At 54.2% G+C, this 26,136-nt stretch carries 27 protein-coding genes; 1 reads left to right on the top strand and 26 read right to left on the bottom strand.

Translation table 11 applies throughout. The features are described from left to right. Positions 1–127: 127 nt before the first annotated feature. The 23 genes from mnmA to OCT58_RS06555 form a co-directional block, all read right to left on the bottom strand. Complete coding sequence (mnmA, locus tag OCT58_RS06665; RefSeq protein WP_368669254.1) at positions 128–1,270, bottom strand: tRNA 2-thiouridine(34) synthase MnmA; 1,143 nt, start codon at positions 1,268–1,270, stop codon at positions 128–130. Between the two features lie 99 nt (positions 1,271–1,369). Further along, complete coding sequence (locus OCT58_RS06660; RefSeq protein WP_267202102.1) at positions 1,370–1,714, bottom strand: DUF1831 domain-containing protein; 345 nt, start codon at positions 1,712–1,714, stop codon at positions 1,370–1,372. 2 nt (positions 1,715–1,716) lie between these two features. Beyond that, positions 1,717–2,886 carry a cysteine desulfurase family protein gene (locus OCT58_RS06655; RefSeq protein ID WP_267202101.1) on the bottom strand — a complete coding sequence of 390 codons (1,170 nt, stop codon included), beginning with the start codon at positions 2,884–2,886 and terminating at the stop codon, positions 1,717–1,719. 18 nt (positions 2,887–2,904) lie between these two features. Then, positions 2,905–3,600: a 5'-methylthioadenosine/adenosylhomocysteine nucleosidase gene (locus OCT58_RS06650; protein ID WP_267202100.1), complete on the bottom strand. Its 696-nt coding sequence runs from the start codon at positions 3,598–3,600 to the stop codon at positions 2,905–2,907. Positions 3,601–3,609: 9 nt separating this feature from the next. Beyond that, positions 3,610–3,924: a hypothetical protein gene (locus tag OCT58_RS06645; RefSeq protein ID WP_267202099.1), complete on the bottom strand. Its 315-nt coding sequence runs from the start codon at positions 3,922–3,924 to the stop codon at positions 3,610–3,612. Beyond that, positions 3,917–4,468 (bottom strand): NUDIX hydrolase, encoded by a 552-nt coding sequence (locus tag OCT58_RS06640; RefSeq protein WP_267202098.1) that lies wholly within the window; start codon positions 4,466–4,468, stop codon positions 3,917–3,919. The genes OCT58_RS06645 and OCT58_RS06640 overlap by 8 nt, the downstream gene beginning before the upstream one ends. Before the next feature lie 12 nt (positions 4,469–4,480). Beyond that, positions 4,481–4,684 (bottom strand): cold-shock protein, encoded by a 204-nt coding sequence (locus OCT58_RS06635; protein ID WP_267202097.1) that lies wholly within the window; start codon positions 4,682–4,684, stop codon positions 4,481–4,483. Positions 4,685–4,791: 107 nt separating this feature from the next. Continuing rightward, a complete protein-coding gene (gene ileS, locus OCT58_RS06630; protein ID WP_267202096.1) occupies positions 4,792–7,587 on the bottom strand; it encodes an isoleucine--tRNA ligase in 2,796 nt (931 codons plus the stop codon). 292 nt (positions 7,588–7,879) lie between these two features. Further along, positions 7,880–8,653 carry a DivIVA domain-containing protein gene (locus OCT58_RS06625; RefSeq protein ID WP_267202095.1) on the bottom strand — a complete coding sequence of 258 codons (774 nt, stop codon included), beginning with the start codon at positions 8,651–8,653 and terminating at the stop codon, positions 7,880–7,882. A 22-nt stretch (positions 8,654–8,675) separates the two neighbouring features. Continuing rightward, positions 8,676–9,455: a YlmH family RNA-binding protein gene (locus tag OCT58_RS06620; RefSeq protein WP_267202094.1), complete on the bottom strand. Its 780-nt coding sequence runs from the start codon at positions 9,453–9,455 to the stop codon at positions 8,676–8,678. Positions 9,456–9,468: 13 nt separating this feature from the next. After that, the gene (locus OCT58_RS06615) at positions 9,469–9,729 is read right to left on the bottom strand and encodes a YggT family protein (RefSeq protein ID WP_267202093.1); all 261 of its coding nucleotides are present in this window, start codon (positions 9,727–9,729) and stop codon (positions 9,469–9,471) included. 10 nt (positions 9,730–9,739) lie between these two features. Further along, the gene (locus OCT58_RS06610) at positions 9,740–10,159 is read right to left on the bottom strand and encodes a cell division protein SepF (RefSeq protein WP_267202092.1); all 420 of its coding nucleotides are present in this window, start codon (positions 10,157–10,159) and stop codon (positions 9,740–9,742) included. Between the two features lie 76 nt (positions 10,160–10,235). Next, positions 10,236–11,495, bottom strand: coding sequence for a cell division protein FtsZ (ftsZ, locus tag OCT58_RS06605; RefSeq protein WP_267202091.1), 1,260 nt, complete (start codon positions 11,493–11,495; stop codon positions 10,236–10,238). Between the two features lie 21 nt (positions 11,496–11,516). Then, the gene (gene ftsA, locus OCT58_RS06600; protein ID WP_267202090.1) at positions 11,517–12,875 is read right to left on the bottom strand and encodes a cell division protein FtsA; all 1,359 of its coding nucleotides are present in this window, start codon (positions 12,873–12,875) and stop codon (positions 11,517–11,519) included. 127 nt (positions 12,876–13,002) lie between these two features. Further along, positions 13,003–13,854 carry a cell division protein FtsQ/DivIB gene (locus OCT58_RS06595; RefSeq protein ID WP_267202089.1) on the bottom strand — a complete coding sequence of 284 codons (852 nt, stop codon included), beginning with the start codon at positions 13,852–13,854 and terminating at the stop codon, positions 13,003–13,005. Between the two features lie 24 nt (positions 13,855–13,878). After that, a complete protein-coding gene (gene murG, locus OCT58_RS06590) occupies positions 13,879–14,982 on the bottom strand; it encodes an undecaprenyldiphospho-muramoylpentapeptide beta-N-acetylglucosaminyltransferase (protein ID WP_267202088.1) in 1,104 nt (367 codons plus the stop codon). Then, positions 14,983–16,359 carry a UDP-N-acetylmuramoyl-L-alanine--D-glutamate ligase gene (gene murD / locus OCT58_RS06585; protein WP_267202087.1) on the bottom strand — a complete coding sequence of 459 codons (1,377 nt, stop codon included), beginning with the start codon at positions 16,357–16,359 and terminating at the stop codon, positions 14,983–14,985. Positions 16,360–16,386: 27 nt separating this feature from the next. Continuing rightward, positions 16,387–17,358, bottom strand: coding sequence for a phospho-N-acetylmuramoyl-pentapeptide-transferase (mraY, locus tag OCT58_RS06580; RefSeq protein WP_267202086.1), 972 nt, complete (start codon positions 17,356–17,358; stop codon positions 16,387–16,389). Between the two features lie 10 nt (positions 17,359–17,368). After that, positions 17,369–19,516 carry a penicillin-binding transpeptidase domain-containing protein gene (locus OCT58_RS06575; protein WP_267202085.1) on the bottom strand — a complete coding sequence of 716 codons (2,148 nt, stop codon included), beginning with the start codon at positions 19,514–19,516 and terminating at the stop codon, positions 17,369–17,371. Continuing rightward, positions 19,516–19,875, bottom strand: a complete 360-nt coding sequence (locus OCT58_RS06570; protein ID WP_267202084.1) for a septum formation initiator family protein — start codon at positions 19,873–19,875, stop codon at positions 19,516–19,518. Before OCT58_RS06570 ends, OCT58_RS06575 begins: the two co-directional genes overlap by 1 nt. 16 nt (positions 19,876–19,891) lie before the next feature. Then, positions 19,892–20,839 carry a 16S rRNA (cytosine(1402)-N(4))-methyltransferase RsmH gene (gene rsmH / locus OCT58_RS06565; RefSeq protein WP_267202083.1) on the bottom strand — a complete coding sequence of 316 codons (948 nt, stop codon included), beginning with the start codon at positions 20,837–20,839 and terminating at the stop codon, positions 19,892–19,894. Positions 20,840–20,857: 18 nt separating this feature from the next. Further along, positions 20,858–21,286, bottom strand: a complete 429-nt coding sequence (gene mraZ, locus OCT58_RS06560) for a division/cell wall cluster transcriptional repressor MraZ (RefSeq protein ID WP_267202082.1) — start codon at positions 21,284–21,286, stop codon at positions 20,858–20,860. Positions 21,287–21,448: 162 nt separating this feature from the next. Further along, entirely contained in the window at positions 21,449–21,793 is a 345-nt protein-coding gene (locus OCT58_RS06555) for a hypothetical protein (RefSeq protein WP_267202081.1), read from the bottom strand. A 133-nt stretch (positions 21,794–21,926) separates the two neighbouring features. Between OCT58_RS06555 and OCT58_RS06550 the strand changes: the two genes are divergently transcribed. Beyond that, positions 21,927–22,046, top strand: coding sequence for a DUF4044 domain-containing protein (locus OCT58_RS06550; protein WP_003666746.1), 120 nt, complete (start codon positions 21,927–21,929; stop codon positions 22,044–22,046). Positions 22,047–22,094: 48 nt separating this feature from the next. Here the strand turns inward: OCT58_RS06550 and OCT58_RS06545 are convergent, their stop codons facing one another. The 3 genes from OCT58_RS06545 to OCT58_RS06535 form a co-directional block, all read right to left on the bottom strand. After that, positions 22,095–24,434, bottom strand: coding sequence for an FtsK/SpoIIIE family DNA translocase (locus OCT58_RS06545; protein ID WP_267202080.1), 2,340 nt, complete (start codon positions 24,432–24,434; stop codon positions 22,095–22,097). A gap of 15 nt (positions 24,435–24,449) precedes the next feature. Continuing rightward, on the bottom strand, positions 24,450–24,959 hold the full coding sequence (gene trmL, locus OCT58_RS06540; protein ID WP_267202079.1) for a tRNA (uridine(34)/cytosine(34)/5-carboxymethylaminomethyluridine(34)-2'-O)-methyltransferase TrmL: 510 nt from the start codon (positions 24,957–24,959) through the stop codon (positions 24,450–24,452). Between the two features lie 168 nt (positions 24,960–25,127). Beyond that, positions 25,128–25,985, bottom strand: a complete 858-nt coding sequence (locus OCT58_RS06535; RefSeq protein WP_267202078.1) for a methyltransferase domain-containing protein — start codon at positions 25,983–25,985, stop codon at positions 25,128–25,130. Between the last annotated feature and the right edge of the window lie 151 nt (positions 25,986–26,136).

The raw sequence follows: 26,136 nt of genomic DNA, 5'->3' as shown, positions 1-26,136 counted from the left end.
TGATAAAATAGTGGTGCTCATCAAGGTCCTTCTTTCTAATGGATTGTACGGTAACACCATTAAAGACCTTGATGGGTTTTTCTGTCCACTTAAATGTTCAACTTAAATTTTACAATCTGCCTTTTAATTAAACATATTGCAGCTGACGATCCTGGTTGTAAGCCCGGTCGATGATCGCGCTCCCCAGGCACTCCTCACCGTCGTAGAAGACGACCGCCTGACCTGGCGTGATTGCCCGGGCCGGGTCGTCAAATTCGACCGTAACCTGCTGGCCGTCCTCCGCCAGGTGAACAGTCACGCCGACATCCTTTTGACGATAGCGGAACTTAGCCGTGCAGTGGAAGTCATGACCATAGCGGCTCACCACGTCGTCGACCCAGTGAATGTCACTGGCCTCTAGGTGGGTCGCATAGAGGTGTTCGTTATGGTAACCCTGACCAACGTAGAGGATGTTCTTCTTGATATCCTTGCCGATGACGAACCAGGGCTCGTTGCTCTCCTTGTTGCCACCCAGGCCGAGGCCCCGGCGCTGACCGATTGTGTAGTACATCAGCCCCATGTGCTGGCCGACGACCTTGCCGTCAATTGTCTCCATCTTGCCCGGCTGAGCGGGGATGTACTGGCTGAGGAACTCGCGGAAGTGGCCGTCCTCACCGATGAAGCAGATGCCGACCGAATCCTTCTTGTCGGCGGTGGCTAATCCCGCCTCCTTGGCAAGCTGGCGAATCTCCGGCTTAGTGTAGTTGGCCAGCGGGAACATCACCCGATCCAACTGCTGGTAGTCGAGCTGGCTCAGGAAGTAGGTCTGGTCCTTGTGCTGGTCGCGGGCCCGCATCAGGTGCATCCGGCCGTCCGCGTCGCGCTTCAGGTCGGCGTAGTGCCCCGTGGCCACGTAATCGGCCCCCAGCTGGTTGGCGTAGTCGATAAAGGCCTTGAACTTAATTTCTTTGTTGCAGATAACGTCCGGGTTTGGCGTCCGCCCCTTCTTGTACTCGGCGATAAAGTACTTGAAGACCCGGTCCCAGTACTCCTTTTCAAAGTTGACCGAGTAGTAAGGAATCCCGATCTTGGCGGCTACCTTCGCGACGTCCTTATAGTCCTCCGTCGCGGTACAGACGCCGTTTTCGTCGGTATCGTCCCAGTTCTTCATGAAGACACCGACAACGTCATAGCCCTGACGCTTCAAAAGCAGGGCGGTCACGGAGGAGTCAACCCCGCCGCTCATCCCGACAACAACACGTGTGTGACTGTGATCAGTCATTTTATACATCACCATCATTTCCAATAGATTCTGGAATAATCTACGATTGAAGGTCGCATGCATCCAGTATCAACCATTGTACCAGAGGATCAGGCCGCCTGCACAGAATTAATTTGAGGCCGTCAAAACCTGGCGTTTGAGCATGTCGGCCAGAATGTAGTGGTATTGTTCAACAAATTCCTTGGCGCGGGCGTGCTTGAAGATGTTAACCTTGCGCATCCCGTTGCCCGAAATCGTCTCCATCTTAAAGCCAGTCAGGTCGGCGTTAATCAAAATCCGCAGCCGGGCCACCGGCTTAAAGGGGTTGTCGGTATCCAGGCTGCCCTTGTACTCGAAGTTGCCCCGCTTGGTCTCCTCAAAGCCCAGGTCCAAGAGGGCGTACTTCTTGATGTCCGGACTGATCGAATAGGTCACCGTGTCGCCGGGAATCCGGACGCTCTTTGCAAATTCCATCCTTAGCCCTCCTTTGACTGATCGATTGTCTTCAGCTTGTCGACGATCTTGATGATGGCGGCGATTAGCTTGTCGATGTCTTCTTCAGTGTTCATCGCCCCGAAGCTGATCCGAATCGACTCGCTGATCCGCGGGCTGTCTGCCCCGTACATGGCGGTCAGAACGTGGGACGGCTCAATGCTGCCGGCGGTACATGCCGACCCACCGGAGACGGCAATCCCGGCCAGGTCAAGGTCGGTCTGCATGACGTAGGTCGAAATTCCCTTAAACCAGAGGCTGAGGACGTGGTTGAGCCCGTTCGGATCGATCCGGCCGTTGACTTCAAAGTCGACCCCGTGATCGCGCAGGGCGGTCACGATTTTCTGCTTGAAATGGTAATAGCGTTCTTGCCGACGCTGCTTTTCTTCTGGGCTGTCCAGTTCGACCGCCTTGGCAAAGGCCGCAATTGCCGGCACGTTTTCGGTTCCGGCCCGGCGCTTGGTCTCCTGGTCGCCGCCCTTGATGAAACTTGGGAAGCTGATCCCGTCGCGTCGGTATAAGAAGCCCATCATCTTCGGCCCGTTGAGCTTGTGGGCCGAGGTCGACAGCATGTCAATATGGTCACGCTTGACGTCGATCGGCAGCAGGCCATAGGTTTGGACGGCATCGGTATGGAACCAGGCCTGGTGGTCCTTGAGGATTTCACCAATCTCGTGGATCGGCATCCGGCTGCCGACCTCGTTGTTGCCCATCATGATCGTGACCAGGATCGTGTCGTCACGCAAAGCCTTCTTAAAGTCATCAAGCGAGATTTCACCGTACTCGTTGACCGGCAGATAGGTAACCTCAAAGCCCCGCTCCTCCAGAAAATGAAGCGGCTTTAAGACCGCCTCGTGCTCGATGGCCGTGGTGATGATGTGCTTGCCGAACTTTTGCCGGGTCAGGGCCGTCTGGATGATGGCGGTGTTGTCACTCTCCGTACCCCCGCTGGTAAAGATGATCTCGTTGTCATCGGCGTTAATGCTCTGGGCGATCACGTGCCGGCTGTTTTCCATCACTAGTTTGGAATGCCGTCCATAGGAATAACCCGTCGAAGCATTACCCCAGGAATCCTTCATCTCCCGGGTCATTGTCTCCAGCACCTCGGGGGCCATCGGCGTGGTGGCCGCGTTATCTAAATAAACTTCACTCACGAATATTCTTCCTTCCACTTAGTTGTTCAGGTCCGCAAAGAGCTGTAGCAGCATCTTAGCGGAACGCTTCCCGGCGTCAATAATGAACTTGTCAAAGCTGACCCCGGCATCTTCATCTCCAGTATCGGACATTGCCCGAACCACAACGTACGGCACATCATGATCGGTTGCTACTTGACCAACCGCAGCTCCTTCCATTTCACTGGAAAGGGCATCCGGAAAGTAGTGGAGAATCCGGGCGATCGCTTCTTGGCTGGCGATGAATTGGTCCCCAGAAACAATCAGGCCCCGCTTAATGTTCAAGCCGGTCTTCTCACCAGCAGTTTCCAGTGCCTGCCCCCACTTTTCGGAAGCCTTAAAGCGTGGCTGTTTGCCCGGCAGCTGACCATAAACGTAATCGAAGGCCCGGGCGTCAACGTCGTGGTAGGCCGTCTCACTGGAGATGACAACATCCCCAACGTGCAGGCCCTGACCAATTCCGCCGGCAGAACCGGAATTAATCACCACGTCCACCTGGAAGTCGGTGATCAAATGCTCAGTCGTAATCCCAGCTTCCACCTTACCAATTCCTGATTCCACCAGGACAACATCCTGGCCGAAAATCTTGCCGGATAGATAGTCCTTACCGCCGATCACTTTGACCTGCTTATCGTTTAAGCTGAAAGTTAGCTCCTTAATTTCTTCCGGCATTGCACAAATAATTCCAAATTTCATAATCTTCTCCTATCCAACGTAAAAGAGGATCAAATACACAATAATAATGGCCACAATCAGGGTCACAATTGCGATATTCAACCGCTTCTTGAGACGTTGCGTTTTTTCTTCTTGATCCTGTTCCTTCAGATCGGTCGCCCAATCACGGCGGCGCATTGTTTCCGCCGTAGTCCCTTCTGGCTGGGCCTTTGCAGTCGTTTGCTGGCTGCGAGCCTGCTGGGCCGCCTTGGCAGCCGCTTGCTGTTGACGATACTGTTGGCGTGAGACAAACTCACTCGGTTGAGCCGCATCGTCACGCCGGGGCGTGGTGGACTGCTCAGCCATTGTTTTGCATCCCCCGCCAGTAATAAATTGCCATGATGGTCTTGGCATCCTCGATCTCCCCACGTTTAATCATTGCCAGCGCCTGGTCAAGGCTGACCGTCATTAGAGCCAGCTGTTCGTCGGCATCTTGGGGCAAGGCGTTCTCTACCGGTGTCAATCCAGTTGCCAGATACAGGGTCATGTATTCATCCATGCAACCCACTGAGGTGTAAAAGGACGAGAGCTTCTTCAGTTCTTGCGCCTGGTAGCGGGTTTCCTCATTCAGTTCCCGCTTGGCAGCGTGAACTGAATCAGCAGCGTCCCGCCGATCGAGCTTGCCGGCCGGAATCTCCAGTGTGGTCTTGGCAATTGGGGCCCGCCACTGCTTTTCCAGGATCATCTTGTTGTCGGCAGTCAAAGCCAGGATGGCAATTGCCGGAGCATGGTGAACAATTTCACGCTGAGCAACAATCCCGGTTGGTGTCCTGACCTGTTGAACCTCAACGTCAATCAAATGACCGTGAAAGACGGTCCGGCTTTCCAACGGTTTTTCTTCAAATTCCATTTGTGTCCCTCCTTAGTCTAAGACCCGGACATGGGCGGCCTGGGGTCCCCGCTTGCCCTGAACAATCACGAGGGAAACGTTTTGCCCGGGATGCAAGACCCGCCGGTGGGTTCCCTCAATTCCATGATAGTGGACAAAGATTTCCCCCTCGTCGGGCACCAGAATGAAGCCCCAGCCCTTTTGTTCATCAAAACTTTTTACTTTGCCTGTTAGCATTTTTTCACCTACTAAAAAATAAAATACCAAGTGGTCATAGCCACTTGGTATTTTACACCGCTAGGGATTAATTGTCATGAAATGACTCATCCCGAGCGTCTTCTTAACTATTTTTCAAGACCTTCGGCAACCGTCTCTGGGAAGTTAGTCCGCACGATCTGGGCACAACGCGCACACAGGGTTGGGTATGCCGAATCGCTGTCGACGTCTTCTTTGACCATCCGGCACCGCGCACAGGTCTCACCAGGCGCGGCCGTCACAGTCACGGCAACGCCATCGTCGTACTTGGCGGCACTGTCCGGTGCTTCGTCCAGCGGGTGAACGTGCAGGGCAGGAACGCCGAGCAGCAGGGCGACGTCTGCGTCCAGGCTGTCAAGCAGCCGGGCCTGAGCATCGTTTAAGTAGAGGTCAATCTGGGCCTGGGAAGCCTTGCTGAGCAGTTTGGCGTTCCGGGCCTCTTCCAAGCCCTTCAGAACGTGAGAACGCACTTCCATGAAGCCCGTCCACTTGTCGAGCAGGTCAGCCGCCCCATCGTAGTCGCGGGCTTCCGGAATATCGGTCAGCTGAACGAATTCTTCCGGTTCGTTCATGTAGCCCCAAACCTCTTCCGTCGTGTGCGGCAGAATTGGCGTCAAGAGCTTAACCAGGCTGACCAGGATCTGGTAGAAGACCGTCTGCATCGAGCGACGAACGTGAGAGTCGGCCGGTTCGATGTAGAGGACATCCTTGGCCACGTTCATGTAGAAGGCGGACAGATCGTTGTTGACGAAGTTGATCAGGAGCTTATAAGCGTCCAGGAAGTCATACTGGTCGAAGTCCGTCCGCATCTGCTTCAAGAAGCGGTTGAAGTTCACCAACATGTACTGATCGACGGCCTCGAGCTTCTCGTAGGAAACGGTGTCCTCAGCGGCGTTGAAGTCGCTGGTGTTGGCCAGCAGGAAGCGGAAGGTGTTCCGCAGCTTCCGGTAGGCCTCGGAGATCTGCTGGAAGGTCCCCATCGAAACCCGGACGTCGGCGGAAGTGTCGGCACTCATGACCCAGAGCCGAATGATTTCGGCCCCCATCTGCTTGACCACCTTGTTCGGGTCGATGACGTTCCCCATCGACTTACTCATCTTCTTGCCGTGCTTATCCAAGGTAAATCCTTGGGAGATGACGGCCTTGTAAGGCGCCTGGCCGGAGCAGACCACGCTGGTGATCAGACTGGAGTTGAACCAGCCACGGTACTGGTCGGATCCTTCCAGGTACATGTCGGCCGGGTAGGTCAGGTAGTCCCGCTCGGCCAAGACACCCTGGTGGGAAGAACCGGAGTCGAACCAAACATCCATGATGTCGGTTTCCTTGGTGAACTTGCCGTGAGGAGAATGCTCGTTGGTGTAGCCTTCCGGCAGGAGGTCCTTGGCGTCACGGTCGAACCAGACGTTGGAGCCGTACTTGGCGAAGAGATCGGCGACGTGGTTGATCGTTTCTTCTTCCATGATCGGGGTGCCATCTTCGGCGTAGAAGATCGGTAGCGGTACGCCCCAGACCCGCTGACGGGAGATGACCCAGTCGCCACGGTCCTTAATCATGTTGCGCAGCCGAACCTTCCCCCATGACGGGTGGTATTCAACCTTTTCCAGGGCGTCCAGGATGTCCTGGCGCATCTTTTCGATGGAGACGAACCACTGGTCGGTGGCCCGGAAGATGATCGGCTTCTTGGTCCGCCAGTCAAATGGGTAGGAGTGCTTCAGCGGTTCCTGCAGGAGAAGCGCACCGGCTTCTTCCAGCTTCTTCAAGGAGATGTCATCGGCATCCTGGTAGAAGACGCCATCGAAGTCGGGGCCGTTTTCCTTGGTCAGAACCCCCTGGGCGGTAATTGGCGCCACGATCGGCAGGTGGTACTTGATCCCAAAGTGGTAGTCGTCGTCACCATAGCCCGGGGCAGTGTGGACCATCCCGGTACCGGCGTCGGCAGTAACGTAGTCGGCCGTCCCGACGAAGATGTCGCGGTCCAGGTACGGGTGCTTGGTGGTCATACCTTCCATGGCGGCCCCGCTCAGGTGGGAGACGACCTCGTAGTCTTCCCAACCGAACTTTTCGGCGACGGATTCGAGCAGATCGGTTGCTAAAACAAACTTCCGGTCATCACCGGCTGGCTTGACCACGGAGTAATCAAACTTGGCATTGACCGCCACGGCCTCGGAAGCCGGAACGGTCCATGGGGTGGTGGTCCAGGCAACCAGGTAGGTGTTGTCGTCTAAAATCCCCTTGCCGTCCTTGATCTGTTCGGCGAAGAAGGCCGTCTTGGCAACGACGTCGTGATATTCGACTTCGGCTTCGGCCAGGGCGGATTCGGAGGACCATGACCAGTAAACTGGCTTCTTGGCCTGATAGAGCAGCCCCTTCTTGGCGAATTCACCGAAGACGCGAATTTGGGCGGCTTCGAATTCCTTGGCCAGCGTCAGGTACGGGTGGTCCCAGTCACCGCTGACCCCAAGGCGCTTGAAGTCGGTCCGCTGCTTGTCAACCTGTTCTAAGGCGTACTTGCGGCAGAGGTCACGGAATTCACTGGTCGACATCTTCTTGCGGTCGTAGCCAGCCTTGGTCAGCTGGTGCTCAATTGGCAGGCCGTGGGTATCCCAGCCCGGAACATACGGTGCCCGGTAACCGGTCATTGACTTGTAGCGAACGATGAAGTCCTTGGAAATCTTGTTCATGGCGTGGCCAATGTGAATGTTCCCGTTGGCGTACGGAGGGCCATCGTGGAGCACGAAGGTTGGCTTGCCCTCATTCAATTTTTGTCGTAGTTGATAAACCTTGTTTTCTTCCCAAAGCTGTTCGCGTTGGGCTTCGGTGACCGGCAGCTTCCCACGCATGGGAAACTTGGTCCGACCGATGTTAAGCGTGTCTTTAACCCGCATCACAATTACCCCTTTCAATTATGCATCTATTTGCTCCAATAAAAAAAGCTCCATCCCGCATGGGACGAAGCTATTCGTGGTACCACCCAAATTCAAGGCCCAAAAGACCTCCTTAGGCATTGGTTAACGGTAATGAACCGAACCAGCCTACTGGATTTAAGCTGGTCACTCGGAGCCGATCAGAGAAGATCCCTTAATGCCGGCCTCACACCACCTGCCAGCTCGCTGAATTATTAGGATCTTCTCAATTCTCCTCAACGTTTTATCAGAGCGTTTTTGTTCAGATATGGACTTAGTTGTTGGAATCGTCGTCCGGGAAGACAACCACTGTCTGTCCAGAATCTTCGGCGGATGAGTCCGCTACCGGTTCTTCAGAATCCGGCACTACACTGTCGGCCGGCTCCGAAGCGGGCATCTCAACTGCTGGCTGGTCGGGACCAGCAACAGTGGCTGCCGCAGCACCAAAGTCCCCATCTGAATCGATTGATGATGATTCTACACTGTCATTCGAACGGTTGTCAAGCCTTGCTCCCAGGATCTTTTGGATTTCATCGTACTTATCTGTACTTTCGGTGGCCAGCAGCTTATCCCATTCCTCACTCTTAACCACTTCCAGCTGGGATTCGAGCATGACTTGGAGCCGTTGCCGGAAAATTCGGGTCTGCTTCTTTAAGTCGTTGGTCTCGGTGGTCAGTTTCCGGGTATCCTCAGCGCTCGTCTCAATCACTTGGTTGGACTTCTCATTGGCCTCAGAGACGATGTCAGTGGCCTGCTTTTGGGCCTCACGGATCATGATGTCGGCTTCCTGTTTGGCGTTAGTTTTAACCTTGTCGGCAGCCTCCTGAGCCACCAGGATAGATTTGTTTAGGGAATCTTTCAGTTCGGTAAAGTACTTCAACTTCCCCTCATCGGCCTTAATATTTTCCTTTAAGGCGTGATTTTCTTCCGTCAGCTCCTGGACGGTCTGGGAAACCTCCTGAATGAACTTGCGAACCTCATCCTGATTGTAGCCCCGCATCTTCGTTGAGAATTCCTGATTGTTAATTTGCTCGATTGTTAATCCCATTGTGTCTTCCTCCAATTAAATCCTATGCCCGCACGACGGACATCTTCACCATGTTTTTCTGCTTGCGCGTCTTTCCACCGATCACATCAATCCGTAACCGTCCGGCGTGGCGAACCGAAAGCAGGTCGTGTTCGACGATCGGGTAGTCGGGCCGGGTGGTTTCCTCCCAGTTCAGCCGCACCAAACCGCGTTCAATCAATTGCTTAGCCCGGTTGCGCGAATAGTTAAATCCGGCTGCCACCACGCTGTCGAGCCGCATTGAGGTTACGGTCGTTGTCAGCTCTTCCCAGTCCTCGACCGGAGTTAGCGCCTGATCAACCGCCAGCCACTTAATTTTGACCCGCCCGATGTGATTGACGTTTTGCCGCAGGAAACGGGCCATCTCGCTGGTTACCACCACCTGCCAGTGCGTACCGTCAGTCAGGATATCACCAAAGGCCTCCCGAGCCATTCCTTCGCCTAGTAAGGTCCCCATGATTTGTCGATGATGGAGTTCGGCAAACTTGGTCGGGTAGTCAACCGCTAGTACCTGCAGGTCAAAATCGGCTGGCTGGGGTTGGTAGTAGTTGGGATAAAAGAGCAAGCGCTGCATTTCGGCTCCCGGCCAACCACCAGCACTAGCAGCCTTGATCTCGTCCGAACGATTGGCTAGGGTTTGAGCAATATGGCGTTGCCGCGGGTTTAAAAATGATGTTAAGACCGGCCGATACTGGGCCGTTGCCGTCGCAATCCAGTCGTTGATTTGGTCGATCAGTGCGGCTTCGTCCGGTCGGAAATGCTGTTTAATGTTTTGATCATCCATAATTATCACTCGCTTACAAGAGACGGCTCAAAAAGGTCAGGCCGTCCTGCACTAAATACAAAACGATAATTGCAACAACGGGTGAAAAACTAATCCCGCCCAGCGGTGGAATGAAGTCAAACCAGCGCATGTAGGGTTCTACTAGACGGTTAACAATTTCGCCCAATCGGGTTCCCCGGGCATTGGGAAACCATGACAATAAACACCAGACGACGATCACCATGATGTAGGCATTGATCAGCCAGTCTAGGCACCAGATAATATATCCAAGCATCGCGATCCCCCTAGTTGTTGGTCAGGCTCGTGCCGTCCAGCTTCAGTCCGGCACTGAGGTCACCGGACACCTCGTAGTTCTTCGGCGTGCATAGGAAAATTTCTTTCCCGATGCGCTTAATATCCCCATCAATTGCGAAGGTGGCCCCGTTCAAGAAGTCCACCACCCGCTTGGCGTTGCGGTCGTCCATCTGGGTAAAGTTGACAATGACCGCTTGGCCCTTCAAGAGCTGTGTGGCAATCTGCTTGACATCGGCATACAGACGCGGTTCATAAAGTGCAATCCGGCTCATCCGATCGCTGCGAGCGCGTTTGGCTTGACTAAAGGAGACAACGTTATCATCACGCGCCGGCTCATTCGTCCGGTCTTCTTCATAGTACTCGTCAGCAGCGGCATCGTCACCGAAGAGACTCTTAAAAATACCTGCCATTCTGATTCCTCCTTCTTCTGCAAGATATACGAAAAAGGGCGTCGTTTAACATCAATTAAACCGCCCCATGATTTCATTATTTACGCCGATTCTTGAAGAAAGGTGGCGTTGATAAGTTAGTATCGTCATCATCGTCGGAATTAGCAGTGTCATCATTGAAGACGTTAAATTCCGGCTTATCGACGTGTGAAAATTGATTGTGGTCCGTCGCGCTGGCCTTAGTATCATCAGTGTCAGCAGTCGGGTCGTTCCAACCATCAAATGGGTCCGCTGGCTTTTGTGATTCAACGGCTGATGGCTGTGGTTGCGCCGCCGGCTGGGTTTGCTGAGGCTTTTGAGCAGCTGGCCGGGTTGGGGCCGGATTAACGGCCTTTGCCTTATCGATCCCAGTAGCGATCACGGTAACCCGGACGCCATCACCCATCTTCTCATTCAAAGACATCCCAAAGGCAATGTCGACATCTGTGCCGGCTGCCTGACGAATAACGTCTGAAGCTTCCTGGGCTTCAAACATCGACAGGTCCTTGCCCCCGGTAATATCCATCAGAACGTGCTGGGCACCGTTAATGGAAACTTCCAACAGTGGCGAAGAGATCGCCTTCTTGGTGGCTTCCGTGGCCCGGTTTTCGCCGGTAGCAGAACCAACCCCCATCAAGGCGGCACCCTGGTTAGACATCAAGGTCTTGATGTCGGCGAAGTCCAGGTTGATGTACCCTGGGGTCACGATCAAGTCGGAAATCCCCTGAACACCTTGACGCAAAACGTTATCGGCTTCCTTGAAGGCCTCCATCATTGGCGTCTTCTTATCAATCATTTCCAACAGGCGGTTGTTGGCAACGATGATCAAAGTGTCCACATTGGCCTTCAGATTGTCCAGACCCTCGGTGGCGTATTTGGAACGCCGTGGTCCCTCAAAGGAGAACGGCCGGGTAACGACACCCACGGTTAAGGCACCGCTGTCCTTGGCAATCTTGGCAATTACCGGAGCGGCTCCGGTACCGGTTCCGCCACCCATGCCAGCCGTGATGAAGACCATGTCCGCACCTTCTAAGGCCTTTTGGATCTGCTCTTCACTTTCTTCGGCCGCTTTGTTGCCGACTTCTGGATTAGAACCCGCGCCCAGTCCCTTGGTCAGCTTAGGGCCTAATTGAATTTTCGTTGGTGCCTGCGAAGCGTTCAGCGCCTGGAGGTCAGTGTTGGCAACAATAAAGTCAACCCCCTGCACTTTTTCGGCAATCATCCGGTTAACGGCGTTTCCACCACCGCCACCGACACCAATTACCTTGATGCGCGCACCAGCGAATTCATTTTCCATTGTTTGTGTTTCATTGTCCATACAGCTGTTCCTCCGTGAAAATTAGTCGAATAAATTATTCAGCATACTTCTGAAGCGATTGCCGAGTGAATGCTCATTGGGTTTCTTGGCCCGTGAACGCTTGGCCGGTGCCGGACGAGTCTTCGTTTCGGCTGGCTCCGGCTGGCTCCATTGAGTCACCCGCGGTTGATCGCTGGTCTGCTGGGTTTCTTGTGGCCGGCTGATGGTATCGGTCTGCTGCAAGGTTTGCTTGACGAGCCGGTCGACATCCGTCAGGTGGCTTTCGTAGGTGGCAAGAGCGATCGCCAGTGAATAGCTCGGGTGGCGAACCCCCATCTGATTAGAGTAGTTGACCTTAACGTTACCACTAAAGTACTGCCCAGCCAGTTCCGCTACCCCCGGTAAGGCGGCTGTCCCACCAATTAGGACAACCCCACCCGGCAGTTCAGGAGCATGAATGGCCCGCAGCCGATCCCGACTGCGCTGGAAAATCTGCCGCATCCGGGCCTCAATGATCTCAGCGAGGTAGGTTTCAGCAAATTGAACCGGCGTATTCTTGCCGACCACCGGTACATCCACCTGAGCATCCGCATGCGCCAGCGAACTCAGCGCATAGCCGTGGTTGAGCTTAAGCTGCTCGGCGTTTTTCAATGAGGTGTTCAGAACCGTCGAAATGTCGCGGGTCACGTATTGACCACCCTCGGGATCAACGAAGGTGTACTTCAATTGGTGGTCGTGAACAATGCTCGTCGTCGTTTGGCCACCACCGAGGTCAATCACCACGGTCCCGAAGTCCTGCTCACCATCATTTAAAAGGTTAAAATCGGTCGCAATCGGAGCAATCACGAGATCGCGAATGCCATACCCCGCCTGAGAAACGGCCTTCCTAGTATTGTGAATAATAGTCTTAGGTCCGGTGTAAAGTGTCCCCTTCATCTCGAGACGCACGCCGACCATTCCCCGGGGATCCTTGATGCCGTTAAAACCATCAACGGTAAATTCGGTCGGCACCAAGTCCATAATTTCACGCTCCGGGGCGATATTTTGGGTCAGGGTCTCTCTAGCAACATCGATCACGTCCCGGTCGGTAATTTCACGTGACTGATTCTGCGACGCGATCGTCACGGAGCCATGAACGCGTTGCATCTGGAGATAGTTGGCTGGCAGGCCAACAATTACATCTTTAATCTCGATATTGGACTTTTCCTCGGCGCGCTTGACAGCTTGAGAAATTGCACGAGCGGTTTTGTCAATATCAACAATAATGCCACGACTTAAACCGGCTGAGGAGACAACGCCTACGCCAATGACTTTCAACTGCCCTTTTACATTTTCACAGACCATTGCTTTAATCGAGGTGGTTCCAATATCTAATCCAACATATGTCTCTGAATTATTCATTTGGTCGGAACCCTCCTAAAAACTATTATACTAAATTACTTTTTTCGTAACTGAAAATTTATCTCTTAAAGATTTTACCACAGTTAAACACCCTCGAAAAAGGGTTCGTGTAAGCTTTTGCAAAATATTATTTATCTTGTGAACCATAATCGTACGAGTATGCGCCCACTTGGAGATCAATCACGCCATTATTCTTCATGTTAGCCACAATTGCAGGATAGTAAGCCATCTTCTTGCCAACCGTGTGCAGGTTTGCTAGGACCGTGTTGCCATCGCGCATGTACAAGACAATTCGGTTGGGCATCTGCTTGGTCGGCCGATAGTTGATTGTTGAGATCCCGTCGCGGACCGCCGGCTTCAACTTGCCGATCTGGCGGGCAACTTCTTTCAATGATCCCCGATGCTGATTAAAGCCCTGATAGCTAATCCCGCCAGCCGGCTTGGCACTCGCCTGAAGCTGGCCGTTTGCCAGAACGGCATAGCGTTGTTGCCCCAGGGTCGCCGTTCCCAGCAAAGCGTTTTCCCGGATAGTCAGGTGAACACTTTGCAAACCGGTCACGCGAATTTGAATGCTAGCAATTCGCGGCTGCTTGAAACGGGCTGTCCGACAAATCGAACGTTGGTGCAACCAAACACCCCAAATAAAGCGACCGGGATGAATACTGGTGGCGCGTTCAACTTGGGACACCGGCAGTTGCTTGTTACCGGTCACGGTCACAGTCTTGACTTTGCTAAATGGAGAGAGAATGTAGAGCATCAAGACGAGCACCAGTCCAAAGAAAATCACCAGCTTGAGAACACGCTCGCCGTTGGTTTTGTAATGGTGCCAGCGCAATTTCGGCAGGCGTCGTGAAATATGCTGGCTACGGCTGGTTGCTTGTGCCTGGGCCTTCTGGCGGGCCTGTGCGCTACGCTTCTCAAGATCCGCCAAGCGCTTGGCATACTGTTGATGTTCAGAAACGTAGCGATCACGTGCCATCTCTGTCTCGCCCCCTCTTAATGCTTAATGATGTTCGTCGATAGCCTGATGGAGCACCTTGATCAGGCGATCCGCCGCGTCTGGTCGGCCCATCTTCTTGGATGCTGCTGACATCTTAGCGCGCAGGTCATCATTTTCCATGATCCGGTCCGCCTGCAAAAGCAGCGACCGGGCGTCTAATTGATCCTCGGTGATCATCGCCGCGGCGTTGTTCTTTACCAGCGCTTGGGCATTTTTCACCTGGTGGTTAGCCGTCACGTACGGACTTGGGATCAAGATCGTTGGCACCCCAAGCGCCGTTACTTCCGCAATCGTGGTGGCGCCGGCCCGGGAGACCAGTGCTGCCACCCGCGGCATCTTGGCAGGCATGTCTTTGATGTACGGCACAACCTTCACGTTGGCACCGATCTTAACGCCTTCCAGCTGTTTTTGCACGGCTGCGTAACGCTTCTGGCCGGTCGCAAAGATAACCTGGTAGGGCCGCTTGTTGAATTCAGGGATCGCGTCAACGACCGTCTTGTTGATCTTCGGGGCCCCCTGGCTGCCACCAAAAATCATCATCGTCGGCACATCATCCTTTAGGCCGTAGCTGGTCCAGGAAAAATCGCTGTTAGCCTGGGCTGCTACCTGTTGGGCCCGGGGATTACCGACCATGGTAACCTTCTCAGCCGGAAACTGACTGCGCGCCGCCTCAAAGGCGATCGCAATTTGGTCAACATAGCGGCTTAAGAACTTGTTAGTCACCCCGACCACACTGTTCTGTTCGTGGATCACCGTTGGAACATGGTGCTTGGCTGCCGCGTACAGGACCGCGCCGGAGACATAGCCCCCGGTGCCAAGGACAACATCCGGTTTGAAGTCGCGAATGATCTTCTTGGCGTGGTGGACCGAATGCAAGAAGAGGTAAATCGTCTTCAGATTGTCCAGGGACAGGGAGCGCTTAAAGCCCTGCATGTGCATGGTCTCTAATTTGATGCCGGCGTCCGGTACAATCTTGTTTTCCAGTCCCCGGGTTGTCCCAACATAAAGAACTTCGGTGTCCGGTTCAACCTGCTTGAGTCGTTCAATGAGGGCCAGTGCCGGGTAAATGTGTCCCCCGGTACCGCCACCAGATACTAATAACCGCATTTAATTTCCTTCCTTTTGACCAGTTAACTTTTCCACTGCTTCAATAAACTTATCGCCCCGGACCTCGAAATTCGGGAACTGATCCCAACTGGCGTTTGCCGGAGACAGGAGGATGACGTCGCCCGGTTCACTGACCTTCCAGGCTTCTGGAACAGCCGTAACGGCATTTTCACTCTCAATGATCGTCGGGATCCCAGCCTGCTCAGCCGCATCCTTCATCTTGTCCTTGCACTGTCCAAAGACGACGATCGCCTTGACGTGCTTCTTAAAGTACGGCACCAGCCGCTCAAAGGTGTAGCCCCGGTCCAGGCCCCCGGCCAGCAGAATCACCGGCTGACTAAAACCGGCCAGTGCTACCTCGGTCGCCTCAATGTCGGTCGATTTCGAGTCGTTGTAGAAACGCCGCCCCTGGTAGTCCATGACGTATTGCAGACGGTGACGAACCCCGCTGAAGGTCGTCAGGACGCTGACGATGGCATCATTGTTCACACCGCTCAGCTTAGCCGCGGCGATTGCTGCCAAGGCGTTTTCAACGTTTTGAGGACCGATCAAGCGAATATCCTTGGCCGCCATGATCTCCTCGCCACGCCAATAAATCATACCATCTTCCACGTAGGCTCCGTCATGACTCTTGCCCAGACGAGAGAAAGGAACAACCGTCGCTCGGGAGCGCTGGGCGATCTCTTGCCACTCTTCTTTATCCCAGTTCATAATCAGGTAGTCATCCGGCGTCTGGTTGCGGGTGATATTGAGCTTGGCATTGATGTAATTTTCCCGGGTCTTGTGGTAGTCCAGATGGTTCGAGAAAATGTTGGTAATAATTGCAATGTGAGGATGAATCGTCGGGCAACCTAAGAGCTGGAAACTAGATAATTCAGTCACCAGGGTGTCGTCGGGGCCCAGATCCTCAGCAACCTTGCTAAAGGACACCCCGATGTTGCCGGCATACTTGACCCGGTGGGTTGTCCCCTTGGCCAACATCAGTTGCGTCAACGTCGTCGTAGTGGTCTTCCCGTTGCTCCCGGTGACGCTAACCAGGTGACCGGCAAAGATTTCGGCACCCAATTCTGCTTCCGTAATGATCGGCGTCTTCTGGGCCACAAACTTGGCAACTAGTGGATTATCGTAAGGAATACCCGGATTCTTGACAACAACGTCAAAGCCCGCATCGGCCAGGCTCAGCGGGTTGGAACCCGTGATAACCTTAATCCCATCGTTCTCTAAGTCTTGAACGACGGCCGGGTCCTTCGGCGTCTTCATATCGTTAGCCGTCACCTGCGCCCCCAACTTTACCAAGAGGTGGGCGGCGTTTAAGCCACTAATCCCAAAACCAATCACCAGTGCCTTCTTGCCCTGGTACGTATCAATCTGCTTCATAATTCTTGCTTCCTCACTTTATGATTTTTAACCAACCAACAAAATCCAACTAACGGCAATAATTGCTCCAATCAGGCCAACGATCCAGAAGACAATGTCAATCTTCCATTCACTCCAGCCACACATTTCGAAGTGGTGGTGAATTGGCGTCATCTTGAAAATTCGCTTTCCAGTCAACTTAAATGAGGCCACCTGCAGGATAACACTGGCCGTTTCACAGACGTAGACAATCCCAACAATTAAAAGCGACCACTCGTGATGGAGCAGGAGTGAAACCGCCGCCAGCGATGCCCCAATGGCCAGCGAGCCCATGTCCCCCATGAAGATTTTGGCCGGCTTATGGTTGTAAGGGAAGAAACCGATCAAAGTCCCGATCATTGCCAGACAGAAGAGGGCGATCTCGGCATAGCCCGGCTGGCTGATGTTGACCAGGGCCACGATCAGGTAGGCGATAAAGGAAATGATCGACAGGCCGCTGACCAGGCCGTCCAGGCCGTCCGTCAGGTTCACCGCGTTGGAAAAGCCAACCATCCAGAAGATGATGAAGAGACCGTACCACCAGCCGGCCTGAGTGGTCCCAAAGCCCATCTGAAAGCCCTCATGCTGGTAGATGGCGGTGAAGACCATCGCCGCGATCACCTGGGCCAGGGCCTTCTGCCAAGCCTTGAAGCCCTCGTTTTGGTGATGGAAAATCTTAATACTGTCGTCCCACATTCCGATCAGGCCGTAAACCACCAGGATGAAAAGCAGTGCCCACAGGGTGTTGGAAATCAATCCCCGCCAGGCTGCCACCCAGAGAATGGTGACGACGGCTGAGAAGATGAAAAGCAAGCCACCCATGGTCGGTGTTCCGGCCTTTTTGGCGTGCCAAGTCGGACCTTCCTTTCGAATCTGCTGGCCTTCTTTTTTGGCACGAAAGTAGCGAATCAAGTATGGCATCAACAGGAAGGTAATCAGAAATGCACTGATCACCGTCAAGATAGCGGTCAAGATATTCATAATATTCTCTTTACTCCTTTGGTTTGTATTTAACAGTTAAGGTCGTCTGGGCCTTCACCTGGGTATTAGCGGCAATGCTCTGGGAAACCAGGTAGCCGCTACCCTCTTCTTTTAATTTCAAATGCAGCATGGCTGCTAATTGCTCCACGTCCGCCGAGCTCCAACCACTCAGATCCGGCAGCTGAGCCGTTCCACTGGTTCTTAAGATAATCCGCTGATTGATCAGCGCCTGCTGACCGGCCGGAATTGACTGTTTGCGGACCGTCTTACCACTGCCGATCACCACTGCCTGCAGGTGTTTTTTACCCAGCTTGGTGGTTGCCTGCTGGCTGCTTTGACCCACCAGGTTTGGCACCTTAACCGTGCTGCTCTTGGCGGACTTGGTCGTGCTCTGACGGTTGAGCAGCATCTTCATCGTTGGATTGAAGACGTTGGCAATTTGGTTGGCAGCCGGCGTGCTGATGTTTTGTGGCTGACGCAGGGTGATGTAAATGATGTAGCGCGGATGCTTAGCCGGTGCCATCCCCACCATCGAGTAGAGATAGTTGGTATCACCCTTGCTATAACCGTTGGCTCCACCAATCTGGGCCGTCCCGGTCTTGGCGGCGATCCGGTGTCCCTTGATCTGGTACATGTGGCCGAGGCCCTTTTCGTCGTAAACGACCCCTTGCATATAGCCGAGGACTTGTTTAGCCGTCTTGGCCTTGATCGGCTTGCCAACCTGCTTGGGGTGGTTGCTCTTTACGGTTTTGCCCTTACTGTTGACGACTTTGGAAACGAAGTAGGGCTTCATCATTTTACCGCGATTGGCGACGGCACTAAAGGCCTGCATCATCTGCAATTCGTTAACGGTAATCCCCTGGCCAAAGGCGGTGTTGGCCTGCTCCAGGGCCCCCCTAAACTGGGTATAGCCGCTAACCTCGCTGCCCATCCCATCGACATTGACCTTCTTTAAAAGACCAAAGCGTTTGATGTACTTGTACCAGGTAGCGGCCCCCATGTTCTGTTCAACATGGGCAAAGCCGACGTTACTGGAGAGATCAAAGGCATCCTTGTAGGTGATTGCACCCCAACCACTGGATGACCAATCAGTGATCTTGCCGCCACCCAGCGACCAGGTCCCCGAGTTAAAGGTGTCATTCGGGTTGAAGTGACCGGAATCAATCGCCGCACTCAGGGCCAGGACCTTCATTGTCGAACCAGGTTCGTAAGCGTCCTGGGCCAGCATGTTTCGCCAGACCGGATTTTTGGCAGAACGCAGGGTCGGGCGTTGGGTGGCTGCGATAATTTTCCCAGTCTTGGCTTCCATGACCACCGCTGTCATCGCGTTGGCCTTGGAGGTCTTGAAAACCTTGTTGACCTTGGTCTCAAGGAGATGCTGCGTCTGGGGGTCGATGGTGGTGTGAATATCGTCACCATTGACCGCCGGCTTAACCGTTCCCTTTGAATTGGCTAGCCGGTAACCATAGACGTCCTGCTTGTCCTGGCGAATCCCATTGGTCCCCGTCAATTGCTTATTGAAGTAGCCCTCGAGGCCGAGCTGCCCCACCAGTTTGGTTGTCCCGTTATTATCGGTCTTGGGACTAGCCATTCCGATCAGCTGGGAGGCAAATTCACCTTCCGGATACTGTCGGGCCGGGGTGGCCACGAAATTAATTCCTGGAAGGTGGTAGCTCTTAATTTTCTGCATTGTCGCCACGGACAGGTTGCTCCCCGCCGTACCGAACTCGACCTGGTAGGTTTGCCCATCGGTCGTCAGCGTTTTTTCAATCTTAGCTGACGATTCATTGATGTAGCGGGCCAAGATCTTAGCAGTCTTCTTTTTATTGGTAACGTAAAGCGGCTTTCCGGAGTTAGACCGCTGATGATGATCAACGATTGCATATAGCGTATAGCGACTAGTGTCGGTCGCCAGCTTGTTTCCCTCACCATCATAGATTGTTCCCCGGCGGGCCTGGATGACCTGCCGTTGGGTGTAAATCTGTTCGGCCTTGGAGCGTAGGTTGACGTGCTGAACATCCTTATTGATCGCAATATACGCAAAACGAACGATAAACAAGACGAATAGGCTAACCGTGATCAGGAACAGCCATTTTCCAAAGGTCCCCTGATTCCTATTATTTTTCTTGTTTCTCGCTCGCTCTGGCTCTTTATTCATTATTGATTAATGTTCCTTACGTTTGAATTTCGATCCGACAAGCCATATTTATGAGCGGCCGCCTTCAAATGCGACTGGCTTGTCAATTCTGCAATTTCTTGTTGTGAGCTTGTATTAGCATTTTTGACCTTGCTGATCTGGCTTTGCAGATCCTGCAGGTGGTGTTGCTGATTGTTAATGGCAACCTTCGTTGAAAGTAAGGTGATTACAAGGCACAGGGTTACAATCCCACCGACGATTACGAGCAACCGCTCAAAAGGCGACCAGAGGACTGTCCGGAGATTAGCCGCGGACCGCTGGACTGATGCTTGTTTTCTTTCCGGTTGCTCTTTTAATTTTCGTGCAGTGTTTGAAACCACTTTACTCACTCTTTCCTTACTTAACTTTTTCGATAACGCGCAACTTAGCGCTGTGTGCCCGGTGATTGTTGGCTAATTCCTGAGCACTAGGAAGAATTGGCTTCTTATTAATTAACTTAAAGTGGGGCTCCATCCCTGCCGGAATGACCGGCAGACCCTGGGGCAGGTCGGCGCTCAGCGAAGATTTCTCCTTAAACATCGTCTTCACGAGACGGTCTTCTAAGGATTGGAAAGTGATCACGCTGATCCGACCACCGACGTTCAAGAGTTCAAAGGCTTGCTCAAGCGACTCCTCCAGGGCTCCTAGCTCGTCATTGACGGCGATCCGGATCGCCTGAAAGCTCTTTTTGGCGGGATGACCACCGTGACGGCGGGCGGCCGCCGGAATGGCCTCCTTGATGACATCGACCAGCTCGAAGGTGGTCTGAATTGGCCGCCGGGCGCGCCGCTGTTCAATTTTACGGGCAATCTGCTTGGCAAAGTGCTCCTCACCATAACGGTAAAAGATTCGAACGAGCTGCTCGTAGGACCAATCGTTGACGACCTCCATGGCCGACAGCTCCTGATCCTGGTTCATCCGCATATCCAATGGTGCGTCGAGCTTGTAGCTAAAGCCGCGCGCCGCATCGTCGAACTGGGGCGAGGAAACACCGAGATCGTAAACGATCCCGTCAATTCCTTCGACCCCCTGGCGCGTCAAGGCCGCCTTTAAGTGGCGGAAATTATCCTCAATCAGGGTTAATTTCCCCGCAGCCAGGGCTGCATGCAGATGCTCCTGGTTGTACTTAATAGCGGTCTGATCCTGATCAAACGAATAAAGGTGGCCGCTAGTCAGGTGTTGCAAAATTTCACCAGAATGACCGCCACCACCCAGGGTTGCATCAACGTAAGTGCCAGTTGGTTGCACATTTAAGCCCGCTACGGCTTCCTTCAACAGTACCGTTACGTGGTTAAATTTTGCCATCGACTTGCACTCCTTTTCCTAAAAATCAATGTTTAGCTCCTCGGCAATCTCGTCAAAGTTAGCCGCGGTGTCACTGTTATATTCACTCCACCGGTCGGCGTCCCAAATTTCCAGGCGGTTTGCCACCCCGATAATCATGCACTTCTTGCTCAAATGGGCGTAAGTGCAAAGGGGTTCCGGGATATTGACCCGCCCCTGCCGATCAAAGGAGCAATCGCTAGCCGCCGAGTACAGGAAGCGGACAAAAGCCCGGGCGTCCCGTTTTGTTAGCGGCAATGACTGCAGTTTTTCATTAAGTCGCTGCCACTCGGCCTGCGGGTAGCCAAACAAACAGCCATCCAAGCCCCGAGTCAAAACAAACTCGGGGCCTAGCTGGTCGCGAAACTTGGCAGGGATAATCAGGCGACGCTTGCTGTCAAGCGAATGTTGAAATTCCCCCATTAACAAGCGTCTGCGCCTCCCCTTGCCACTTCATACGACCAGTCTACCACAATCCCCCACTTCTCACCACGGTATTTCCAAACTTTTTTAAGCACAAAAACGGGCAGACCCAAAACGCTTTGGGACCACCCGCTAACTTGCTTATTGGACGATCAGTTATCAAATGTTTCATACTAATGGCAGGCCGTTGCAGAAGAGCGAACCGCAAAAGATAATTACCGCATAAAAAAAGGAGAGCCGCCAAAAGACTGGCCAATAACGGCGATAAAGGAACTCGTGATTGTGAACAAGCTGGAGAAAAATCAGGGCCAGGGCCCAGATCATCCAAAATGCAATTGGGTAGGCGACCCAATAAACGTCCAGATTCCAGATAATTAAAACCCAGAGAACGATCGTCCAGATTACCAGCAGCCCGCGCCGGCGTCTAGATAGACGTCGCCAGAGCAAGGTAAATCCCCACAAGATCACCACGATCAATAGCTCTATCAATAACTTTCGAAAATTAATCAGCATTCCTTCTCCGCCCCTTTGATAACCAGTCATTTACTGGTAGAATTTTACCATAAGTTGGGCCTGACGTTTGAAAAACAACCGGTAAATGCGTTACACTACTAGAAGTTCATGATCGTGAAAGGCGGTTAAGTTAATGCAACGGAAAAAGAAAACACGTTTCCAAAAAATTACGATGGTCGCAATTTGGCTGATGCTGATTGCCATGCTGGGGTCTTTGATCTTCGGTGCCGTCGCATCACTGAATTTAATCTAGTTTAATTTTGGACCTAAAAAAGGGCTGGCGATTCGCCAGTCCTTTTTTCTATTTTTGCGATGACTGCTGGTCCGGCTTCTTATAGACCTCGCGCGGCTTAGAGCCATTGGCCGGGCTAATGTAGCCCCGCTGCTCCAGGTCGTCGATAATCCGCGCCGCCCGATTGTAGCCAATTCGGAAGCGCCGTTGGATCATCGAGGTCGAGGCCCGCTGCTCCTGGGCTACGAATTCGAGGGCCTGGGGGAAGAGCTCGTCTTCGTCCTCTTGCTCCTCTTCCTGGGCCAGTTCGGCGTCGCTCACGACCATCTGCGAATCGTATTCGGGCTGCCGTTCATCCTTGATGAAGGAGACGACCTCCTCGACGTCCTGGTCGGAGATGAAGGCCCCTTGAACCCGGACCGGCTTGTTCTGGTCGATCGGCTCAAAGAGCATGTCCCCGCGGCCGAGCAGCTTTTCCGCCCCGTTCGTGTCGATGATCGTCCGCGAATCGACCCCGCTAGAAACCGCGAAGGCGATCCGGGACGGGACGTTAGCCTTGATCAGCCCGGTGATGACGTCCACCGACGGCCGCTGGGTGGCCAGAATCATGTGGATCCCGGCAGCCCGCCCCATCTGGGCAATCCGCACAATAGCATCCTCGACGTCATTGGAGACGGTCATCATCAGGTCGGCCAGTTCGTCGACTACGACCAGGACCAGCGGCAAGGCCGGCTGCTGGTCGTCCGGATGGGCCGCATTTTGCTTTTGGACCAGTTGGTTGTAGCCCTTGAGGTTGCGGACACCAAACTTGGCAAAGAGCTCATAGCGCCGCTCCATCTCCGCAACCACCTTACCCAGGGCCCGGGCCGCCTTCTTCGGCTCAGAGACGACCGGGCTGAGCAAGTGGGGAATGTCATTGTAGACGCTGAGTTCGACCTTCTTCGGGTCGATCAGGAGCATCTTAACCTGGTGGGGCTTGGCCTTGAGGAGGATGCTGGTCAGAATGACGTTGATGGCCACCGACTTTCCGCTACCGGTCGCCCCGGCAATCAGGAGGTGGGGCATCTTCGTCAGGTCGGCCATCTCGACATCCCCGGTGACCGTCCGCCCCAACGGCACGTCCATCGGGTTGTCGTCCTTAGGTGCCGCCTCGAACATATCGCGGAAGCCGACCGTGGCTACCTGCTGGTTTGGCACTTCGATCCCGATCAGCGACTTGCCGGGGATCGGGGCCTCGATCCGGATGTCCTTGGCGGCCAGGGCCAATGCCAGATCGTCCGCCAGATGGGTGATCCGGCTCACCTTAACCCCTACCGCGGGCCGCAGCTCGTACTTGGTCACCGATGGCCCCAGGCTGACGTTCTCCACCGTTGCCTGGACGTTGAAGGACTGAAGAGTCTCTTGGAGAATCTTGGTGTTCTTCTTGATGTTCTTCAGATCGGCCTGCTGGTCAGTGGCCTGGACCTTGCTCAGCAGGTCCAGGGGCGGCAGCTGGTAGTCTTCGTCGGCCTTGGCGGAACCACCCGTCATCGCCAGGGGCGGCTCGTCCTCATGTTCGGTCGCGTTCGCCAGTTCCTCGTGATGGTTGGAGGCCACCGTGATCTTCGGCTCCACCGATCGGGCTGGTGCCGGTTGTGACGCCGATTCTTCGGAATGGGCAGCGGTGGCATCATCATCCTCATCCTGGCCCGCGAAGAAGTCGGTCACCGTCTTCTTCGCGGCAGTCGCGTGGGCCGCCGCGCTGGACAGAGGCGGCATCGTCACCCCGGGCTGGGCCGCCTTCTCCTTCAGCCGCTCACCGGCCTCCTTGCTCATGATCCCCAGCTTCTGGAGAAGCCGGCCGCAGAGCTTCAGGAAGTCGCGCCACGGCAGGGCAAAAAAGATGACGACCCCACAGATCATCAGGATCCAGGCGAAGACGGCGGTCCCCACCTGGTCGACCAGGGCGTCGCAGGCCGAAAAGAGGTAGGCCCCGAGCATCCCCCCACCGATCGGCAGGGTCGTGTCCCCGTTCAAGAGGGCCTTGCTGAGGTTGCTCCAGGTCACGACCGGAATCTTGGCGTGGACGTTGAGCTGGTTAACGAAGAGGACGTGCAGCCAGATCAAAAGCCCCAGGTAGGTGACGATCACCCCGACGATCCGCCGCGGGCTGAAGTGCAGCCAGCGGGCGTAGAGGGCAAAGCCGACCCCGTAGAGCAGAACGATCAGCATCAAAATCGGGTAGCTGGCCCCTACCAGAAGCTTGAAGATCCCGGCGATGACGGCACCCAGGGCCCCCAGGTCGCAGAGGCCGACCAGCATCAGGAGAACGACGATGATGCCGACCAGGTTGTCAACCAGGCGGTGCTGACTCTTGGACGAACGGCTGGTCTGCCGACGCCGTCTCGATTTACGTTTTCGTTGTGCCATGCAGACCGCCCTCCCCTACTTCAGCTTGTCAAAATGGTAGGTGTGAACCCGCGCCAAGTTCGGGAAGCTCTGCTGCCGCAGGGCCTCGTAGATCACGATGGCCGCGCTGTTGGAGAGGTTCAGCGCCCGGATGTTGTCATCGTTTTGCGGGATCCGGATGGCGTTGTCCGGGTAGCGCCGCATGAACTGCTCCGGCAGGCCGGTCGTCTCCTTGCCAAAGAGAAAGTAGTGATCCCCTGGGGTCGTGTAGTCAACGTCAGTGTAGTCGCGGCTGGCGAACTTGGAGACCAGGTAGAGCTTGCTGATGTCCGGCACGCTGGCCACGAATTCCTGGAGGTCGTCGTGGTAGGTAATCTTGACCTTGTCCCAGTAGTCCAGTCCCGCCCGTTTCATGTGCTTATCGTCGGTCGAAAAGCCCAGCGGTTTGATCAGGTGGAGCTCGGTGTTCGTCCCCGCACAGGTCCGGGCGATGTTGCCCGTGTTGGCCGGGAAGAGCGGTTCAAATAGTACGATGTGATTAGTCATTCTCAATTTCTCCTCACAAATAAAAAAAGCAGGGTCTCGGTGTGGGCACGGCGAAACGCTGCTTTAATGAAGTACTCCTTAGCAACTACCAACGAATCTGTTCGATGTCAATTGCTAAACGATTTCTGATAGCATTTTAGCACCATTTCGTCGTTTGTGCAAACAATTTTACGAATTTTTTTGGGCAACCAATAGACTGACGTCGACCGTCACGGAATGCAGGGCGGCTAAGTCCCCGTCCGACAGGCGTTTGGCGCCCTTTCCCCAGTGCAGGGGCGTCATCTCCACCAGGGCCGCTTGGAGGCCGTCCGGGATTGTGAATTGGTAGCGGACCTGCACCAGGCTCGCCTGCGGGTAGTGCTTGAAAAAGAGCTCCCGGACCCGCGAATTGTCGTAGTGGGAGTGGCTGGCTGCCGTCCCGTAAAGGAGGTGGCGCAGCTCAATCAGGTAGTTGCTGTTAGGGATCACCTTGAGCAGCGTCCCACCTGGGGCCAGGACCCGGTTAAACTCGGCATAGTCCGACGGCGAGAAGAGCTCCATCACCACGTCGAAGCTGTCGTCGTTAAAGGGTAGCTGGCGCAGGTCGGCGACGCAGAAGAAGGCATCCAGGTCGAGCTGGGTCGCCAGGGTGATCCCGGCCTTGGAGATGTCAAATCCGACCAGGCAGTCGTCCTGCCCCGGCCGCTGCTGGGCCAGCTGAAGAAGCGACGTCCCCTCCCCCGTGCCGACGTCCAAGACTCGCTGCGGGCGGGCCGGCAGGTGGGCCGCCATCGCCCGGACGATTGGCAAGAAGAGCCCCGCGGACAATAATTGCCGGCGGGCAACGAACATTTCCCGCCCGTACTCGGTGTCGGCCGCCCCATTCAGGAAATGCAGGTAGCCGTGCTTATTGAAATCAATCCGGTGACCATTTTCACAGACGATCCCGGAGTCATCGACTGTCTGAATCGGCCGGTGGCAGACCGGGCAGCGATAGAGGTCGCGATGGGCGGCGACCAGTTGCCGTTTCTTTTCTACTTTTTTCACGTTAATTCTTCCTTTGTTTTAATATTTTGGCAGATTGCAAGAAATAACTTGAACGAATTTAGTGACGCAGATTAAGCAAGAAGATCTCGATTGGTGTATGCCAGTTAAGACATTTAAGTGGTCGGGAATTCAGATACCAATTAATTTGAAC

The organism is Limosilactobacillus kribbianus (assembly GCF_026413145.1).
GTDB lineage: Bacteria > Bacillota > Bacilli > Lactobacillales > Lactobacillaceae > Limosilactobacillus > Limosilactobacillus kribbianus.
The sequence above is the reverse complement of the archived record's forward strand: the minus strand, read 5'-3'. Positions and strand labels throughout refer to the sequence as shown.

Bases quoted from the DNA above. Each gene is read 5' to 3' on its own strand.
- mnmA (WP_368669254.1), bottom strand. From the start codon at position 1,270: ATGTATAAAATGACTGATCACAGTCACACACGTGTTGTTGTCGGGATG.
- OCT58_RS06660 (WP_267202102.1), bottom strand. From the start codon at position 1,714: ATGGAATTTGCAAAGAGCGTCCGGATTCCCGGCGACACGGTGACCTAT.
- OCT58_RS06650 (WP_267202100.1), bottom strand. From the start codon at position 3,600: ATGAAATTTGGAATTATTTGTGCAATGCCGGAAGAAATTAAGGAGCTA.
- OCT58_RS06645 (WP_267202099.1), bottom strand. From the start codon at position 3,924: ATGGCTGAGCAGTCCACCACGCCCCGGCGTGACGATGCGGCTCAACCG.
- OCT58_RS06640 (WP_267202098.1), bottom strand. From the start codon at position 4,468: ATGGAATTTGAAGAAAAACCGTTGGAAAGCCGGACCGTCTTTCACGGT.
- OCT58_RS06635 (WP_267202097.1), bottom strand. From the start codon at position 4,684: ATGCTAACAGGCAAAGTAAAAAGTTTTGATGAACAAAAGGGCTGGGGC.
- ileS (WP_267202096.1), bottom strand. From the start codon at position 7,587: ATGCGGGTTAAAGACACGCTTAACATCGGTCGGACCAAGTTTCCCATG.
- OCT58_RS06625 (WP_267202095.1), bottom strand. From the start codon at position 8,653: ATGGGATTAACAATCGAGCAAATTAACAATCAGGAATTCTCAACGAAG.
- OCT58_RS06620 (WP_267202094.1), bottom strand. From the start codon at position 9,455: ATGGATGATCAAAACATTAAACAGCATTTCCGACCGGACGAAGCCGCA.
- OCT58_RS06615 (WP_267202093.1), bottom strand. From the start codon at position 9,729: ATGCTTGGATATATTATCTGGTGCCTAGACTGGCTGATCAATGCCTAC.
- OCT58_RS06610 (WP_267202092.1), bottom strand. From the start codon at position 10,159: ATGGCAGGTATTTTTAAGAGTCTCTTCGGTGACGATGCCGCTGCTGAC.
- ftsZ (WP_267202091.1), bottom strand. From the start codon at position 11,495: ATGGACAATGAAACACAAACAATGGAAAATGAATTCGCTGGTGCGCGC.
- ftsA (WP_267202090.1), bottom strand. From the start codon at position 12,875: ATGAATAATTCAGAGACATATGTTGGATTAGATATTGGAACCACCTCG.
- OCT58_RS06595 (WP_267202089.1), bottom strand. From the start codon at position 13,854: ATGGCACGTGATCGCTACGTTTCTGAACATCAACAGTATGCCAAGCGC.
- murG (WP_267202088.1), bottom strand. From the start codon at position 14,982: ATGCGGTTATTAGTATCTGGTGGCGGTACCGGGGGACACATTTACCCG.
- murD (WP_267202087.1), bottom strand. From the start codon at position 16,359: ATGAAGCAGATTGATACGTACCAGGGCAAGAAGGCACTGGTGATTGGT.
- mraY (WP_267202086.1), bottom strand. From the start codon at position 17,358: ATGAATATCTTGACCGCTATCTTGACGGTGATCAGTGCATTTCTGATT.
- OCT58_RS06575 (WP_267202085.1), bottom strand. From the start codon at position 19,516: ATGAATAAAGAGCCAGAGCGAGCGAGAAACAAGAAAAATAATAGGAAT.
- rsmH (WP_267202083.1), bottom strand. From the start codon at position 20,839: ATGGCAAAATTTAACCACGTAACGGTACTGTTGAAGGAAGCCGTAGCG.
- OCT58_RS06555 (WP_267202081.1), bottom strand. From the start codon at position 21,793: ATGCTGATTAATTTTCGAAAGTTATTGATAGAGCTATTGATCGTGGTG.
- OCT58_RS06550 (WP_003666746.1), top strand. From the start codon at position 21,927: ATGCAACGGAAAAAGAAAACACGTTTCCAAAAAATTACGATGGTCGCA.
- OCT58_RS06545 (WP_267202080.1), bottom strand. From the start codon at position 24,434: ATGGCACAACGAAAACGTAAATCGAGACGGCGTCGGCAGACCAGCCGT.
- trmL (WP_267202079.1), bottom strand. From the start codon at position 24,959: ATGACTAATCACATCGTACTATTTGAACCGCTCTTCCCGGCCAACACG.